14 protein-coding genes and 1 other annotated feature are annotated in these 15,355 nt (G+C 55.5%); of the genes, 4 read left to right on the top strand and 10 right to left on the bottom strand.

What is annotated here, in order from left to right:
* Position 1: 1 nt before the first annotated feature.
* From hisH to hisL, 6 genes are all read right to left on the bottom strand, one after another.
* Positions 2-592, bottom strand: a complete 591-nt coding sequence (gene hisH, locus ACFL9S_RS10815; protein WP_405261867.1) for an imidazole glycerol phosphate synthase subunit HisH — start codon at positions 590-592, stop codon at positions 2-4.
* On the bottom strand, positions 592-1,659 hold the full coding sequence (hisB, locus tag ACFL9S_RS10820) for a bifunctional histidinol-phosphatase/imidazoleglycerol-phosphate dehydratase HisB (protein WP_405261868.1): 1,068 nt from the start codon (positions 1,657-1,659) through the stop codon (positions 592-594). The genes hisH and hisB overlap by 1 nt, the downstream gene beginning before the upstream one ends.
* The gene (gene hisC, locus ACFL9S_RS10825; RefSeq protein ID WP_405261869.1) at positions 1,656-2,747 is read right to left on the bottom strand and encodes a histidinol-phosphate transaminase; all 1,092 of its coding nucleotides are present in this window, start codon (positions 2,745-2,747) and stop codon (positions 1,656-1,658) included. The genes hisB and hisC overlap by 4 nt, the downstream gene beginning before the upstream one ends.
* A complete protein-coding gene (hisD, locus tag ACFL9S_RS10830) occupies positions 2,744-4,051 on the bottom strand; it encodes a histidinol dehydrogenase (protein ID WP_405261870.1) in 1,308 nt (435 codons plus the stop codon). The genes hisC and hisD overlap by 4 nt, the downstream gene beginning before the upstream one ends.
* Positions 4,052-4,055: 4 nt before the next feature.
* A complete protein-coding gene (gene hisG / locus ACFL9S_RS10835) occupies positions 4,056-4,955 on the bottom strand; it encodes an ATP phosphoribosyltransferase (protein WP_405261871.1) in 900 nt (299 codons plus the stop codon).
* A 63-nt stretch (positions 4,956-5,018) separates the two neighbouring features.
* Positions 5,019-5,137 (bottom strand) — a sequence feature (His leader region).
* Positions 5,113-5,160: a his operon leader peptide gene (gene hisL / locus ACFL9S_RS10840; RefSeq protein ID WP_118665699.1), complete on the bottom strand. Its 48-nt coding sequence runs from the start codon at positions 5,158-5,160 to the stop codon at positions 5,113-5,115. It overlaps the preceding feature by 25 nt.
* Positions 5,161-5,350: 190 nt before the next feature.
* On the opposite strand from hisL, the gene ACFL9S_RS10845 reads away from it, so the two are divergent.
* The gene (locus ACFL9S_RS10845; RefSeq protein ID WP_405261872.1) at positions 5,351-6,178 is read left to right on the top strand and encodes an SDR family oxidoreductase; all 828 of its coding nucleotides are present in this window, start codon (positions 5,351-5,353) and stop codon (positions 6,176-6,178) included.
* Between the two features lie 36 nt (positions 6,179-6,214).
* On the opposite strand, the gene ACFL9S_RS10850 is transcribed toward ACFL9S_RS10845, so the two are convergent.
* The 3 genes from ACFL9S_RS10850 to puuD are packed head-to-tail and all read right to left on the bottom strand — an operon-like array spanning position 6,215 to position 8,868.
* Positions 6,215-7,492: an NAD(P)/FAD-dependent oxidoreductase gene (locus tag ACFL9S_RS10850; RefSeq protein WP_405261874.1), complete on the bottom strand. Its 1,278-nt coding sequence runs from the start codon at positions 7,490-7,492 to the stop codon at positions 6,215-6,217.
* Positions 7,493-7,549: 57 nt separating this feature from the next.
* The gene (puuR, locus tag ACFL9S_RS10855; RefSeq protein WP_405261875.1) at positions 7,550-8,107 is read right to left on the bottom strand and encodes an HTH-type transcriptional regulator PuuR; all 558 of its coding nucleotides are present in this window, start codon (positions 8,105-8,107) and stop codon (positions 7,550-7,552) included.
* On the bottom strand, positions 8,104-8,868 hold the full coding sequence (gene puuD, locus ACFL9S_RS10860) for a gamma-glutamyl-gamma-aminobutyrate hydrolase (RefSeq protein WP_405261876.1): 765 nt from the start codon (positions 8,866-8,868) through the stop codon (positions 8,104-8,106). The genes puuR and puuD overlap by 4 nt, the downstream gene beginning before the upstream one ends.
* Before the next feature lie 221 nt (positions 8,869-9,089).
* Here puuD and ACFL9S_RS10865 point away from each other — a divergent pair, with 221 nt between their 5' ends.
* Positions 9,090-10,505: a glutamine synthetase family protein gene (locus ACFL9S_RS10865; RefSeq protein WP_405261877.1), complete on the top strand. Its 1,416-nt coding sequence runs from the start codon at positions 9,090-9,092 to the stop codon at positions 10,503-10,505.
* A 468-nt stretch (positions 10,506-10,973) separates the two neighbouring features.
* A complete protein-coding gene (locus tag ACFL9S_RS10870) occupies positions 10,974-12,341 on the top strand; it encodes an APC family permease (protein WP_405261878.1) in 1,368 nt (455 codons plus the stop codon).
* Positions 12,342-12,402: 61 nt separating this feature from the next.
* On the opposite strand, the gene sbcB is transcribed toward ACFL9S_RS10870, so the two are convergent.
* Positions 12,403-13,830, bottom strand: coding sequence for an exodeoxyribonuclease I (gene sbcB, locus ACFL9S_RS10875; protein ID WP_405261879.1), 1,428 nt, complete (start codon positions 13,828-13,830; stop codon positions 12,403-12,405).
* Between the two features lie 180 nt (positions 13,831-14,010).
* On the opposite strand from sbcB, the gene ACFL9S_RS10880 reads away from it, so the two are divergent.
* Positions 14,011-15,192 carry a tyrosine-type recombinase/integrase gene (locus tag ACFL9S_RS10880; RefSeq protein WP_405261880.1) on the top strand — a complete coding sequence of 394 codons (1,182 nt, stop codon included), beginning with the start codon at positions 14,011-14,013 and terminating at the stop codon, positions 15,190-15,192.
* Positions 15,193-15,355 lie beyond the last annotated feature (163 nt).

The following is a 15,355-nucleotide window of genomic DNA, read 5'->3' on the forward strand; positions in this document are numbered from 1 at the left end:
GTTACATCTCCAGGAAGTTTTTCAGCAGCTGCGCACCAGCAGCACCGGAGCGCTCCGGGTGGAACTGCACGCCAAAGAAGTTATCTTTCTGCACGGCAGCGGTAAAAGCTTCGCCATAATTACACTGAGCAATGGTGTATTCATTTACCGGCATCGCGTAGCCGTGCACGAAATAGAAATAGGCACCGTCTTCAATACCGCGAAACAGGTGGTTACCCGCCTGCGAGGTGATCTGGTTCCACCCCATATGCGGCAGCGGCAGGCCGTGATCGGTCATGCGCTGCACGGGTTGGTCGATGATATTCAGCGTCGGAATACCGCCGCTCTCGTCGCTGCCGCTACCCAGCAGCTGCATGCCGAGGCAGATGCCCAGCACGGGCTGGGTACAGGCCTTAATCAGCTCAATCAGTTCGCGTTCGCGCAGCTGATCCATCGCTGCCTGCGCGGTGCCCACGCCGGGCAGAAACAGTTTGTCGGCATTCAGCACGATATCCGCTTCTTTGCTGACGACAGGCGCGTAGCCCAGGCGTTGCACCGCCCACTTAACCGAGGAGAGGTTGGCGCAGCCGGTATCGAGGATCACCACATCCATCACAGCACTCCTTTCGAGCTTGGCAGGGTGTTACCCTCCACGCGGATCGCCTGACGCAGCGTACGGCCAAAGGCTTTAAACAGGCTCTCAACGCGGTGATGATCGTTTTTGCCTTTGGTGCGCAGGTGCAGGGTGCTGGCCATAGTGTAAGAGAGTGAACTGAAGAAGTGTTCCACCATCTCGGTGCTCAGATCGCCCACGCGCTGGTAGCTGAACTCTGCTTTATATTCGAGGTGCGGGCGACCGGAGATATCCAGCGCGCAGCGCGCTAGGCATTCGTCCATTGGCAGCACGAAACCGAAACGACCGATGCCACGTTTGTCACCCAGCGCTTTTAGCAGGGCTTCGCCCAGCGCCAGCCCGGTGTCTTCCACCGTGTGGTGATCGTCAATATAGAGGTCGCCTTTCACGTCGATGTTCATACGGAAACCGCCGTGCGTGGAGATCTGGTCGAGCATGTGGTCAAAGAAACCTACGCCAGTATTAATCTTGCTGTCGCCTTCACGATCCAGCCATACTTCGACTTTAATCTGCGTCTCTTTGGTGTTGCGTTGTACCAGTGCATAACGGTCACGCTTCGTCAGCTGCTGTTCAATCGCGTTCCAGTTGAGGCCCTCTTTGGCATACAGCAGACCGGTGATGCCCATATTGCTCGCCAGCTGCACGTCGGTCGCGCGGTCGCCAATCACATAGCTGTTGGCCGTATCCAGTGCGCCTTCCGCCAGCCAGGCTTCCACCATTTTGGTTTTCGGCTTACGGCATTCGCAGTGATCTTCCGGTTTATGCGGGCAAATCAGAATGTCGCTAAAGTTCACGCCCTGCGAACGGAGGATCTGCATCATCAGATTATGCGGGCCGTCGAAATCGTCCTGCGGGAAGCTGCTGGTTCCCAGGCCATCCTGGTTGGTGATCATCACCAGCTGATAGCCCGCTTTTTGTAACGACAGCAGGGCAGGGATGACGTCAGGCTCGAAGGCCAGTTTATCCATGCGGTCTACCTGAAAATCTTCTGGCGGCTCAGAAATGAGGGTGCCATCGCGATCGATAAAAAGGACTTTCTGACTCATGCTTGCTCCTGAGAAACGGGTGAACCGGGTAATAATGTCAGTGCGGCAACAACGCGTTGGCACTCGTCACGGGTGCCAATAGAGATGCGCAGGCAGCCAGCCAGGCCTGGCTGTTTGTTCTGATCGCGCAGAATAATGCCCTGATCCCACAAGGTTTTAAACACCTGACTTGAGGCGGTAAAGCGCGCCAGAATATAGTTGGTATCGCTCTCAAAAACCTGCTCAACACAATCTAACTTACGCAGATCGGCAATCAGTTTTTCACGGGTGGCGACCAGCTCGCTCACATGCTGGCGCATCAGTGCAATGCCCTGGTCGCTCAGTGCCTGGCCAGCAATATCGGCGACAGGCGTGGAGAGCGGGTAAGGGGCGATCACTTTCATCAGCAGCGCGATGACCTCGGCGTTAGCCAGCGTGAAACCACAGCGTAGCCCTGCCAGCGCAAAGGCTTTAGACAGGGTACGCAGCACCACCAGATGCGGGTAATCTTTCAGCCAGCCAGCGAGTGAGGCTGAAGGGCAGAACTCAATATAGGCTTCATCGGCGACGACCAGGGCTTTTCCACGGGTCATCTCCAGCAACTGGCGAATATCATCCGGGTTGATCAGGTTGCCGGTCGGGTTGTTCGGGCTGCACACATACACCAGCTTCACATTGTCTAACTGGTCAGCGATGGCGGGCAGATTCAGCTGCCAGTCTTCACGTGACTCTACCGTGCGGTATTCAATGCCGATGGTTTCCGCGCTGACGCTGTACATGCCGTAGGTCGGCGGACAGAACAGCACCGCGTCTTTACCCGGTTCGCAGAATGCACGCATTAACAGTTCGATACCTTCATCGGCACCACGGCTCACCAGCACCTGCTCAGGCGTCAGTCCGGCATAGGCCGCGTAACGCTCAATCACTAACTTAGGCTGACATTCCGGGTAGCGATTCAGTGTCTGCTGGCTCAGCTCAAACGGCACTGCCAGCGGGTATTCATTGGCGTTTAGCCAGACATCACCGTTGCCGCCCAGACGGCGTGCCGACTGGTAGGGCGTCAGGGCGCGCACATTAGCACGGGCCAGATCTTCAATCTTGCTGCTCATGGCTTCTCCTTCAGTGCGGCAACGCGCAAGGTAACGGCATTTTTGTGGGCAGTCAGTTGCTCGGCAGCGGCGAGGGTTTCAATGGTGGCAGCCAGCCCCATAAAGCCCTGCTTTGTCAGCTCCTGCACGGTCATACGCTTCTGGAAATCCGCCAGTCCAAGGCTGGAACAGGTAGCGGTATAACCGTAAGTCGGCAGGACGTGGTTGGTTCCTGAGGCGTAGTCCCCTGCGGATTCCGGTGACCAGTCACCGAGAAACACGGAACCGGCGCTGGTGATGCTGTCGACCAGGTCGCGTGCCTGGCGCGTCTGAATGATCAGGTGCTCAGGCCCGTAACGGTTGCTGACTTGAACGCACTGTTGCAGATCGCGCATCACAATCAGGCGGCTGCTTTCCAGCGCTTTGGCTGCCGTCGGCGCACGTGGCAGTTCAGCCAGCTGGCGCTCAACGGCTTCGGCGACCGCCACGGCCATCGTGTGCGATGGCGTCAGCAGGATCACCTGCGAATCCGCGCCATGTTCCGCCTGCGACAGCAGATCCGAGGCGACGAAGTCCGGCGTGGCGCCTTCATCGGCAATCACCAGCACTTCAGACGGACCGGCAGGCATATCAATCGCCGCGCCGTCCATGCGCTGGCTCACCTGGCGTTTGGCTTCGGTGACATAGGCATTGCCGGGGCCGAAAATTTTATCCACCTTAGGCACGGATTCCGTTCCGAAGGCGAGGGCAGCAATCGCCTGCGCACCGCCGACCTGGAACACTTCCTGCACGCCGCACAGGCGTGCAGCATAAAGAATTTCATCGGCAATCGGAGGTGGGGAGCAGAGCACCACACGGCCACAGCCTGCGATACGTGCCGGGGTGGCCAGCATCAGTACCGTGGAGAACAGCGGAGCCGTGCCACCGGGAATATAGAGGCCGACTGACGCCACTGGGCGCGTAACCTGCTGGCAGCGCACGCCGGGCTGTGTTTCGATATCCACCGGCGGCAACTGCTGCGCCTGGTGGAAGGTATCAATATTGGCGACCGCAACAGCCATCGCCTGCTTGATCTCATCATCCAGTCGCGCACAGGCGTCGGTGATCTGCTGTTCGCTGACGCGCAGCGCATCAACCTGGGTCTTATCAAAGGTGGCGCTGTAATAACGCAATGCATCGTCACCTTCACTTGAAACCTTGTCGAGAATGCCTCGCACGGTGGCACTAATGCTGTCAGAGGCTTCAAGCGCCGGACGAAGCAGCAGGGCCTGCTGCTGTTCGGCACTGCAATCCTGCCAGGCAATGGGGGTCATCAGGGTCGCCATCGGATTACTCCATCATCTTCTCAATAGGCAGCACCAGAATGGAGCTGGCACCCAGGGCTTTCAGTTTTTCCATCGTTTCCCAGAACAGGGTTTCGGTGCTGACCATGTGCATCGCTACGCGGCTCTTATCACCGGCCAGTGGCAGCAACGTTGGGCGCTCAGCACCTGGCAGCAGGGCGATAATATCGTCCAGGCGTTCGCTCGGTGCGTGCAGCATGATGTACTTGGATTCACGTGCCTGGATCACGCCCTGAATACGCGTCATCAGTTTGTCGATCAGCTCCTGCTTGGCGGCAGGCATTTCGCCATCGCGCTGGATCAGGCAGGCTTTAGAGCGGTAGATCACTTCCACTTCACGCAGACCGTTGGCTTCCAGCGTGGCACCGGTAGAGACCAGGTCACAGATGGCATCGGCCAGACCGGCGCGTGGAGCGACTTCGACGGAACCGTTCAGCAGGCAGGATTTGAAGTTGACGCCTTGCTTATCGAGATACTTTTTCAGCAAGTGCGGATAAGAAGTGGCAATGCGGGTGTTTTGCAAACATTGTGGGCCGGTGTATTCGTCATCAACGGACATCGCCAGTGACAGACGACAGCCACCGAAATCGAGGCGGCGCAGCGTGAAGTAACGTGGATCATCGCCCTGAGCGCGGCGGGTCAGCAGCTCTTCTTCCAGCACGTTTTCACCAATAATCCCCAGATCGACCACGCCGTCCATGACCAGGCCCGGAATATCGTCATCGCGCACCCGCAGAATATCAATCGGCATGTTTTCTGCGAAGGCGATCAGACGCTGCTGCTGGAGGTTGATTTTAATACCGCAGCGCGCGAGCAATTCGCGTGATTCATCGCTTAAACGGCCTGATTTCTGCATAGCTATGCGTAAACGGGTGTTATCTAACATGGGTTCTTATCCTTTTCCTGTCTGTATGGTGTATCCGCGTTCTTCTTGATCTCAGGGCATAAAAAAAGCCCCCGGAAGGCGATCTTCCGGGGGCTGAGTTTGCGTTCTGCACCACTGGAAGATCCTGATCGTCTTCCAGCACACATCGCCTGAAAGACTAGTCAGGGTGATGGTGATGATGGTGATTGAACTGAACGCGTTTCATAAAATTCTCTTGGATGAATGAATATTCATTACGTGACAAACAACCTAACGAGAATGGGCGCGTCGCGCAACACTTTTTTGTACATGTTGAAAAATTCTCTTATCAACTGTCGGTTGTCACCGACTGAGCGCTGGCGTAGCCTGAGAAGATAACAGTCTGCACGATCTGTGTTAACAACAGGAGATTAGGGATGAAACGAGTCGCAATTGTTGGCCTGGGATGGCTAGGTATGCCGCTGGCCATGTCGCTGGCGGGTGCGGGCTGGCAGGTCACCGGCACGAAAACCACGCCCGACGGGGTTAATGCTGCACGAGGAAGCGGCATTGATAGTTATCTTCTTGAATTGACGCCGGAACTGAACTGCGACGCAGATGATCTTGAGGCTCTGCTCAGTGTCGATGCGTTGGTAGTGACGCTACCGGCCAGCCGTACTGCGGCCGGGGGCGAAAATTATCTGCTGTCTGTACAGCAACTGGTGGACAGCGCGCTGGCATTTAACGTGCCACGGATAATTTTTACCAGTTCAACCTCGGTGTACGGCGACCACAGTGGCATCACTAAAGAGAGCAGCGTGCTGGACCCAGTCAGCGTGGCCGGAAAAACGCTACAAACGCTGGAGAGCTGGCTACATAAACTGCCGAACACCTCGGTGGATATCTTGCGTCTTGCCGGACTGGTTGGCCCACATCGTCATCCGGGGCGTTTCCTTGCGGGGAAAACCGATATTGCCAATGGTAATCAGGGCGTCAATCTGGTGCACCTGGACGATGTGATTGCCGCGATTAGCCTGTTGTTGCAGACCCCGAAAGGTGGGCATATTTATAATCTCAGCGCCCCACAGCACCCGGCGCGTAATCAGTTTTACCCGCAGGTTGCGCGGCAGTTAGGGCTGACGCCACCCACCTTCCTGGCAGAGCATGAACAGAACAACGGCAAGCTGATCGATGGCAGTAAAATCTGCCGCGAGCTGGGGTTTGAATACAGTTACCCCGACCCCGCCAGAATGCCATTGTCGTGATAAACAAGGGGCTGACCGAAACAGAAGGTCAGCCCATCAAACACCTAACCGATCCCTCAACGCGTACCATGCGGCACCGATCGCGGTTAATGGCACGCGCAGGCGACGACCGCCGGGGAAGGGCAGGTGCGGTAACCGGGCGAACGCATCAAAGCGCTCGGCATCTCCCCGCATCGCCTCAGCAATCAACTTTCCTGCCAGATGGGTACAGGTCACGCCGTGGCCGCTGTCACCTTGCATATAGTAAACGCCGTTCTCCAGGCGCCCAAACTGCGGCATCCGTGACAGGGTGAGCAGGAAATTACCGCTCCACGCATAGTCAAACTTCACGCCAGCCAGCTGTGGAAAGGTCTTCAGCAGCTTCGGGCGGATAAGGGCATCGATATCGCCCGGCTCGCGTGCGCCGTAGATTACGCCACCTCCGTACAACAGGCGGTTATCCGCTGTCAGGCGGAAGTAATCCAGCAGATAGTTACAGTCCTCCACACAGCGATGGTTGGGCAGCAACGACAGTGCCTTGTCCGCTGAAAGCGGTTCAGTAGCAATAATCTGCGAACCACAGGGCAGGCTTTTTTTCGCCAGCCGGGGTTCAAGATGTGGGGCGAGATAGGCATTCCCGGCGAAGATCACAAAACGCGCATTCACCTCGCCGCGCTCAGTTCGTACCCGATGCGGAGTGCCATAGTTTACGGCAGTCACAGCAGAGTTTTCATAAATACGCCCGCCGTGACGGCGGATGGCTTCGGCCTCACCGAGCGCCAGATTCAGCGGATGAATATGGCCACCACGGTTGTCCAGCAGCCCGCCCACATAGCGCTCTGTGCCCACTTCCCGCCGGATGCCACTTTGATCAAGCAGCTCGACGTCGTGATTGCCATAGCGCTGCCACAGGCGGTGTTGCGCTGTCAGATGCTGCATCTGGCGATGATTCAGCGCGGCGAAAATACTTCCCGGCCGATAGTCGCAGCGAATCGCATAGCGATCGATGCGATCGCGAATGATCGTCGCCCCTTCAAACATCATGCTGCCGAGCAGGCGTGCCGTCTCTTTGCCGTAGCGTTGCTCAATAACATCAACATCACGGCTGTAAGAGTTAACCACCTGGCCGCCATTGCGCCCGCTGGCACCAAAGCCCACGCGTGCCGCCTCCAGCAACACCACATCGTAGCCCGCCTCGGTAAGGAACAGGGCAGACGACAGCCCGGTAAATCCCCCGCCAATGATGCAGACGTCGCACTGAATATCCCCTTCCAGAACGGGCCAGGGATCGTGCGAATTCGTGGTGGCGGCATAATAGCTGTTGATATGTTCCATACCTTCTCCCTTAATCACTGCCTCAAAGGCGACCGAAAACAGCATCGCCCCTGACCGTCAGAATGTGGCCGGAGTATGTGCGCTGATAATGCGGCAGGGCCGCGTGGATGAATTGGTAAAGCTGTGGGGCTTGCCGGTATCGATCACATAACTCTGCCCGGCATGCAGCGCGTAGCTCTGGCCGCTGATCGTCAGAATGATTTCACCTTCCAGCAGCGTGCCGGTCTCTTCCCCCTGGTGGCGAATTTTCTCGCCCGTCGTGGCACCGGGTTCGTAGGTTTCCAGCAGCATCGCCAGCGTGCGCTGAGGATTACCGTTATGGATCAGGCGCAGCGACACGCCCTGGCTGCCGATATCGATCAGCTCATGGGTATCGATCACCACCTTTGGTGGCTCATCCTGCACTTTTTCGGCAAAAAATTCGGACAGCGACAGACCGTAAACTTTCAGCAGTTTTTGCAGCGTACTTACGGCCGGGCTGACTTTGTCCTGTTCAATAGTACTGATGGCGCTGTGCGTCAGGCCGGAAAGCTCCGCCACGCGACGTTGTGACAATCCCATCTGTTGACGGATTTCGGATAAACGCCGTCCGGGCGCCAGCGTGGTTTCACTCATTGCCGATTGTCCTTTTTCGTTGCCACGCAGGCGGCGATAAAGCCTTCAAACAGCTGACGTGACAGCGCCGAGCTGTCGCTGTGCCATTCAGGATGCCACTGTACCGCCAGGGCAAACGGGTGCTGGCGATGGCTGACGGCTTCGATCAGCCCGTCTCCGGCACGGGCTTCAATGCGCAGGGCATCACCCGTCGAGCGGATGCCCTGCTGGTGCAGGGAGTTAACCCAGAATTTTTCACAATGATTCACCAGAGGAGACAGCAGACCACCCGGTTCCACCCAGACTTCATGCGCCGGCGCGTATTGCTGGTCCAGCGGTAGCTCCTCGTCCTCACGATGTTCCTGAAGCCCCGGAACCTGATGCAACTGGCGATGCAGCGTACCGCCCGCAGCCACCACCAGTTCCTGTAAGCCACGACAAATCGCCAGCAACGGCATCTGGTGATCCAGCGCATAACGGATCAGGGCAAAGGAGAGCGTATCGCGGCCGGGGTCGGCCAGGGCTTCTGTGCCGCTCTCGCCGTAGTGGTGAGGTTCAATATTGCTGGGGCTGCCTGTCAGCAGAATACCGTCCAGCACGGCCATCGCATTGTCTAACACATGTGGGGCGGACATCAGTCCGTGGGGCAGGGCAAGCGGGACACCGCCATTAGACAGGATGGCATCGAGGTACTTGTTATGCACCATCTGCGTCGGGTGACCGCCAATATCAATCTGGCACATCACTACGCCAATCAACGGCTTGTCAAAAATAATGCCCATCAATCCCTCCTCACGCTGGTCAATATATCAACCAATCGAGCCTGAAATGGCCGAAAACTGTGCAAGCTATTTTCAATCTAGCAATCAGGTGCTTAATATTCAAACGCAATACGCGCAAATATAAAGCGCATAGTTACATTTGCACACTTTTTGTGTTGGCGCTATGTTAAGAGAGTGGCTGTTATTTTGAGCAGTACTCAACAACCTGAAAGGGTGATGCGATGACCAATATTGTCGAAGTGGAAGACTTCACGCGACACAGTGAAGAAAAACGAACCAGCGCGTTCCGGAATGAAGTGAAAGCTTATCTGGAACGCCATCCTGACACGCAGTATGCCGATATTCTTCTCAATGATTTAAACGGGGTGTTTCGCGGTAAACGCATCCCCATTGCCAGCCTGACAAAACTCGATAAGGGTTGCTACTTCCCGGCATCGGTCTTCGCCATGGATATTCTGGGCAATACCGTTGAAGAGGCCGGACTCGGCCAGGCGCTGGGCGAACCCGATAACCTTTGTATGCCGGTGGAAGGCACCTTAACGCCCTCAGCGGCGGATCCGCACCATCTGGCGCAGGTTTTGCTGACGATGTGCAATCAAGATGGCACTCCCTTTGACGTTGAACCCCGAAACGTACTCAATCACCTCTGGCAGCGACTGCGCAATCGAGGTTTGTTTCCGGTGGTAGCGGTAGAGCTGGAGTTCTATCTGGTCGATAAGCAGCGTGATGCGGAAGGCGATATTCAGCCACCCTGTGCGCCGGGCAGCGACGAACGCAGCATGCAGAGTCAGGTCTATTCCGTCGATAATCTTGACCACTTCTCAGCGGTACTGGGCGATATCGATTCCCTTGCACATGTGCAAGGGATCCCGGCTGACGGTGCGTTGGCGGAAGCCTCTCCAGGACAGTTTGAAATCAACCTGCACCATACCCGCCACGTGCTCAATGCCTGCGATCATGCCGTTCAGCTAAAACGACTGGTGCGTCAGGTCGCCGAGCAGCACGGGATGAATGCCACCTTTATGGCAAAACCTTACGAGGCGTATGCGGGCAGTGGCATGCACGTGCATATCAGCATGCTGGATGCGGCCGATCATAATGCCTTTACCTGTGACGATGGTAGCGATTCGCCGCTGCTGAAGCGCGCGCTGGCGGGCATGATTGACTTGATGCCTGCTTCAATGGCGCTGCTGGCCCCCAATGTGAATGCCTATCGTCGTTTCCTGCCGGATGCATTCGTGCCGCTTCAGGCGTCGTGGGGCCATAACAACCGTACTGTTGCTTTGCGCATCCCCTGCGCAGACCAGCAGAACCATCGCGTGGAATATCGCGTCGCCGGGGCGGATGCCAATCCCTATCTGGTGATGGCGGCTATTCTGGCGGGAATATTACATGGGCTGGACAATCAGCTACCCTTACCGCCAGCGGTCAAAGGTAACGGGCACGAAGCGGAAGGTAACCCGCTGCCGATCCGTCAAAGCGATGCACTGAATGCCTTTGAACAAAGCCATGCGATACAGGCATTACTGGGCACGCGTTTCGGTTTTGTCTGGCATCAGTGTAAACACCATGAACTGATGCAGTTTGAACGGTTGATCACCGCCACGGAGATTGACTGGATGCTGAAAAATGCCTGAAATTCCTGCGCCGGGTGTGACTGTCACGCCCGGTTTACTCTCTTTATTTCAATAAATTGTAACTGAAGCGCTTAGAGGCTTGTCATCATGCCTTACTTTGGTGCAAAATATGCGCCCTGCAAAACGACACATGAAACCGACGCTGATATTACCTGGCGGCGGTATTTTTTTATCTGTCGGTCAGCAGGCACACAACTTTCGCATTTTAAAGAGGCCGGTCCAGAACCGGATAGATATTCGCTTTTAAATACACTTTGACGTGTTTTATTGAGGAAACAAACATGGGACTTCACCACCTTACTCCGGCGTCTGCTGGGATCCGCCAGCGCGATGACTACGGCGCCAATGCAGGTAGCACCTTCACACCTGCCAGTTCTTCCCAGTATCCTCTTTCGAAAAGCTATCGCACAATGCATAGCTCCCCTGTGGTTCAGCCCAGTCAGGTTGACGCTATGGGGAGGCTAAATCATGTCGCTTGATACGCTCACTTCAGCCGCCCAGCCGCGTGCAAAACTGAAAAAAACGCTGACGTTATTGCCTGTGGTGATGATGGGTCTGGCTTATATGCAGCCAATGACCTTATTTGATACCTTTGGCATCGTTTCTGGCCTGACGGACGGCCACGTTGCGACCGCGTACGCATTTGCGCTGATTGCTATTTTGTTTACTGCACTGAGCTACGGCCAGTTGGTTCGTCGTTTCCCGTCTGCGGGATCGGCCTATACCTATGCGCAGAAAGCGATTAGCCCGCACGTCGGCTTTATGGTCGGTTGGTCTTCGCTGCTTGATTATCTGTTTATGCCGATGATCAATATCCTGCTGGCGAAAATATACTGGGAAGCACTGGTTCCAGGCATTCCATCATGGATCTTTGTGGTGTTGCTGGTGGGCTTTATGACCCTCTCTAACCTCAAAGGGATTAAAACCGTTGCCAACTTTAACAGCGTGATTGTTGTGCTGCAGGTGGTGGTGATGGTGGCGATCATGGCGATGGTTGTCTGGGGTGTGGCGCACGGTGAAGGCGCAGGCACGCTGGTCAGCAGCAAACCGTTCTGGTCAGAAAACGCGAATGTGGTGCCGATGATCACCGGCGCGACGATACTCTGTTTCTCCTTCCTGGGCTTTGACGGTATCAGTTCACTGTCGGAAGAGACCAAAGATGCAGAGCGCGTTATCCCGAAAGCGATCTTCCTTACCGCACTGATCGGCGGCGTCATCTTTATTGTGGTGTCGTATTTCCTGCAGTTGTACTTCCCGGATATCTCGCGCTTTAAAGATCCGGATGCGTCACAGCCGGAAATTATGCTGTATGTGGCAGGCAAAACCTTCCAGTTCGGTATCCTGATCTTCTCCTGTGTCACGGTACTGGCTTCCGGTATGGCGGCACATGCGGGCGTGTCTCGTCTGATGTACGTGATGGGCCGCGATGGCGTGTTCCCGGTGCGCTTCTTCGGCTATATCCATCCGAAATGGCGTACTCCGGCACTGAACGTGTTGCTGGTCGGCGTGATCGCGCTGTCTTCCGTGACCTTTGATCTGGTGACCGCGACGGCGCTGATTAACTTCGGTGCGCTGGTGGCATTTACCTTTGTTAACCTGTCGGTGATTTCACAGTTCTGGATCCGTGAAAAGCGTAACAAGACCCTGAAGGATAACTTCACGTTCCTGGTGCTGCCGCTGATGGGGGCGCTGACCGTGGGCGCACTGTGGGTGAATCTGGAAGAGAGCTCAATGGTGCTTGGCCTGGTCTGGGCTGCGATTGGCCTGTTGTATCTGGCCTTTGTGACCCGCAGCTTCCGTAACCCGGTGCCGCAGTGCAGTGAAGATTTGATGTAAACCCTCACGGGCGCATCATTCTCTGTCAGGGCGGACCGCTGTTGGGTCCGCCCTGTTCATATCAGGACACCAGTTCTCGCGCGTACTCAAACAACGCTTTCAGCTGATCCAGCTTCGCCTGTTCCCCTTCGTACTGATTAAATAACATTTCCAGCTCCTGCACATAGTTCTGCACTCGCTCAGGATTCAGCACCTCACGACGATGTTGCAGCCAGCGTTTCTGCTCAGCATCATCCAGCGTGCCGCGGAAGTTGCGTGCGCGATAGCGGAACAGCAGCTTCTCAATGCGGGCATCGTTGAACGCTAAATCCAGCGCCGGAAGATTTTCCGGGGCAGTCTGGCGAATGATATTCATCGCATTACGGTCGGCATCGCTAAAGAAGCCGTTATAAATCTGGGCATCAACATCTTCTGAGGGCTTAAAAGGCTCCGCATCGGCATACAACGCCACCACCTTTTCCCGCACCTCCGGGTGCTGACGCAGCAGAGTAAGGTTATCCAGGCAGTGCTGACGGTCAATGCCAATGCGTTCCGCATCTTCCGGGCGCAGGGTATTGGCAGGGGCAACCACCGGACACTTGTTGATATGCACCAGCTTCAGCGGCACCGGGGCAGCATCGCCCAGCTCACTGCGCGGTGTGTACAGCCGCTCACGCAGCTCATCGGCGCTCAGGGTCAGTAGCGGCGTCATATCTCCGCCAAGGTCGCAGGTAATCAGCGCATTGCGGTTATCGGGATGCCAGGCCAGCGGGGCAATCCAGCTGGTGTTACCGCGAGCCGCACCAAACATGCCGGAAATATGTACCAGCGGTTTCATCTGCGGAATATCGACCAGCGCACTGATTTTTTGTTTATTGCGGTGGCTGAACAGGAAGTCATACAGGCGCGGCTGTTGCTCTTTCACCCGCTTTGCCATCGCAATGGTGGCATACACATCCGACATCGCATCGTGGGCATTTTCATGGGCCACGCCGTTGGCTTTGGTCAGGTGTTCAAGGCGGAAGCTGGGGAAGCCGTCCTCGTTTTCAGGCCATTCAATGCCGTCCGGGCGCAGGGCATAGCAGGCACGCATCACATCCAGCAGATCCCAGCGGCTGTTGCCGTACTGCCAGCTCCAGGCGTAGGGATCGTAAAAGTTGCGATAGAACAAATTGCGACTGACTTCATCGTCAAAGCGCACGTTGTTATAGCCGACAACACAGGTATTGGGTTCGCTGAACAGCTGATGAATACGGCGGGTAAACTCCGCTTCACTGACGCCGCGTGCGCGTGCAATCTGCGGTGTGATACCGGTGATCACCACGGCTTCCGGCTGTGGCAGATAGTCGTCCGCAGGCTGACAGTAAAACACCTCAGGCTCGCCCAGGATGTTGAAATCCATATCGGTGCGGATACCCGCGAACTGTGCAGGACGGTCCAGCGAGGGGCTTTTACCGAAGGTTTCGTAATCGTGAAAAAGGAACGTAGGTTGATTAGTTGTGTCTTTCACTGTTTCTCTCTGTTCACTTCTGTTCGTTAACTCTCTGAAAAGGCAGTGCTCAACTCTACTTCCAAACCCTGCATTGTTCACATCTGTTCATTCTGGTTCATTGCGGTTCGCTTTAGTCCATGCAATATTGTGTACATAGTTGGTACAGAATCCCTGAAACCACGCGTACAGAAAATTATTATGGCCCTCAGCGACACTAAGCTCCGCTCCATACATGGTAAACCATATTCGGGAAGTCCTGAAGTAGCAGACGCTGATGGCCTTGGCGTTCGCATATCACCAAAGGGCGTTATCACCTTTCAGTATCGATACAGGTGGGCCGGGAAAGCACAGAGGCTTGGCCTTGGTCGATACCCAGCGGTGAGTCTGAAAGATGCAAGGGCAACAACCGCCGACCTTCGCGTGATGTATGACGGAGGGAAAGACCCGCGCTTCTACTTTGAGAGCGAATCTGGCGACAAGAGTATGACTGTTGCTGATTGCCTGGACTACTGGCATGACAACTACGTTAAAGTAGCATTGCGTCCAAAAACCCAGGCGCTATACGAATCAACGTTACTGAAGAACCTTCGCAATTCTTTTCCCGGCAGGCCTATTTCCGACATATCTGTAAAGCAGTGGGTTGACCTGTTTACTGCCCAGGAGAGGGATAACCCGCGTCGAGCGAGGCAGCTTCTCACACAAATGCGGTCAGCTATCAGTTGGTGCATTCGCCGCCAGGTGATAGATAACTGCTCTATTATGCGTATCTCCCCGAAAGACGTTGGCACCCGGGCCGAAACAGGTAGTCGTGTCCTGACCTATACGGAGCTGGCGCAAATCTGGATCGCGATAGAAAGGAGCAGGGCGGCCACGTCTAACAAGCTTCTTCATCAGATGTTGATGCTGTGGGGCGCCAGAGTATCTGAACTACGCCTGTCTGAGCGATCAGAGTTCGATATGAATGAGCTTGTCTGGACCGTGCCAAAAGAGCACAGCAAAATGGGAAACATCATCCGAAGGCCTATTTTTGAGCAGATAAAACCCTTGCTTGAAAAGGCGATGATGACATATGACCAGGCTCTTTTCCCGGGGGCCAACATCAAGCAGCCGATCACCATTGCCGCGGCTAACAGGTACATCCAGCGAGTCAGAGAAGGAATGGATTTAAATTACTGGAGGGCGCATGACTTCAGGCGAACCCTGGTCACGCGCCTTTCTGAAGAAGGCGTGGCCCCGCATGTAACAGAAAGAATGCTGGGGCATGAGTTGGGAGGGGTGATGGCGGTATATAACAAGCATGACTGGCTTGAGGACCAGCGAAAGGGGTATGAACTGCATGCCGATAAGCTGTTCTGGCACGTCAAGAAACTTTCTGGTTAACGCCGCCATTCAGCAGCCATGAATCGACCGCCGAGCGAAGATATGCCTTTGGACGGGTTCGGACCGGAAGTGGGAAGTTGTACCTGTTGCAGTAGTTCCACATCGTTGTGCGGGAAGAGATATGCAACTTCTCCATAACCTCCTCCTCTTTGATAAGTGCGGT

This window comes from Erwinia sp. AnSW2-5, assembly GCF_045107195.1.
Lineage (GTDB): Bacteria > Pseudomonadota > Gammaproteobacteria > Enterobacterales > Enterobacteriaceae > Erwinia.

Excerpts from the sequence above, each read along its gene's own strand:
- hisH (WP_405261867.1), bottom strand. The coding sequence starts at position 592 with ATGGATGTGGTGATCCTCGATACCGGCTGCGCCAACCTCTCCTCGGTT.
- hisB (WP_405261868.1), bottom strand. The coding sequence starts at position 1,659 with ATGAGTCAGAAAGTCCTTTTTATCGATCGCGATGGCACCCTCATTTCT.
- hisC (WP_405261869.1), bottom strand. The coding sequence starts at position 2,747 with ATGAGCAGCAAGATTGAAGATCTGGCCCGTGCTAATGTGCGCGCCCTG.
- hisD (WP_405261870.1), bottom strand. The coding sequence starts at position 4,051 with ATGGCGACCCTGATGACCCCCATTGCCTGGCAGGATTGCAGTGCCGAA.
- hisG (WP_405261871.1), bottom strand. The coding sequence starts at position 4,955 with ATGTTAGATAACACCCGTTTACGCATAGCTATGCAGAAATCAGGCCGT.
- ACFL9S_RS10845 (WP_405261872.1), top strand. The coding sequence starts at position 5,351 with ATGAAACGAGTCGCAATTGTTGGCCTGGGATGGCTAGGTATGCCGCTG.
- ACFL9S_RS10850 (WP_405261874.1), bottom strand. The coding sequence starts at position 7,492 with ATGGAACATATCAACAGCTATTATGCCGCCACCACGAATTCGCACGAT.
- puuR (WP_405261875.1), bottom strand. The coding sequence starts at position 8,107 with ATGAGTGAAACCACGCTGGCGCCCGGACGGCGTTTATCCGAAATCCGT.
- puuD (WP_405261876.1), bottom strand. The coding sequence starts at position 8,868 with ATGGGCATTATTTTTGACAAGCCGTTGATTGGCGTAGTGATGTGCCAG.
- ACFL9S_RS10865 (WP_405261877.1), top strand. The coding sequence starts at position 9,090 with ATGACCAATATTGTCGAAGTGGAAGACTTCACGCGACACAGTGAAGAA.
- ACFL9S_RS10870 (WP_405261878.1), top strand. The coding sequence starts at position 10,974 with ATGTCGCTTGATACGCTCACTTCAGCCGCCCAGCCGCGTGCAAAACTG.
- ACFL9S_RS10880 (WP_405261880.1), top strand. The coding sequence starts at position 14,011 with ATGGCCCTCAGCGACACTAAGCTCCGCTCCATACATGGTAAACCATAT.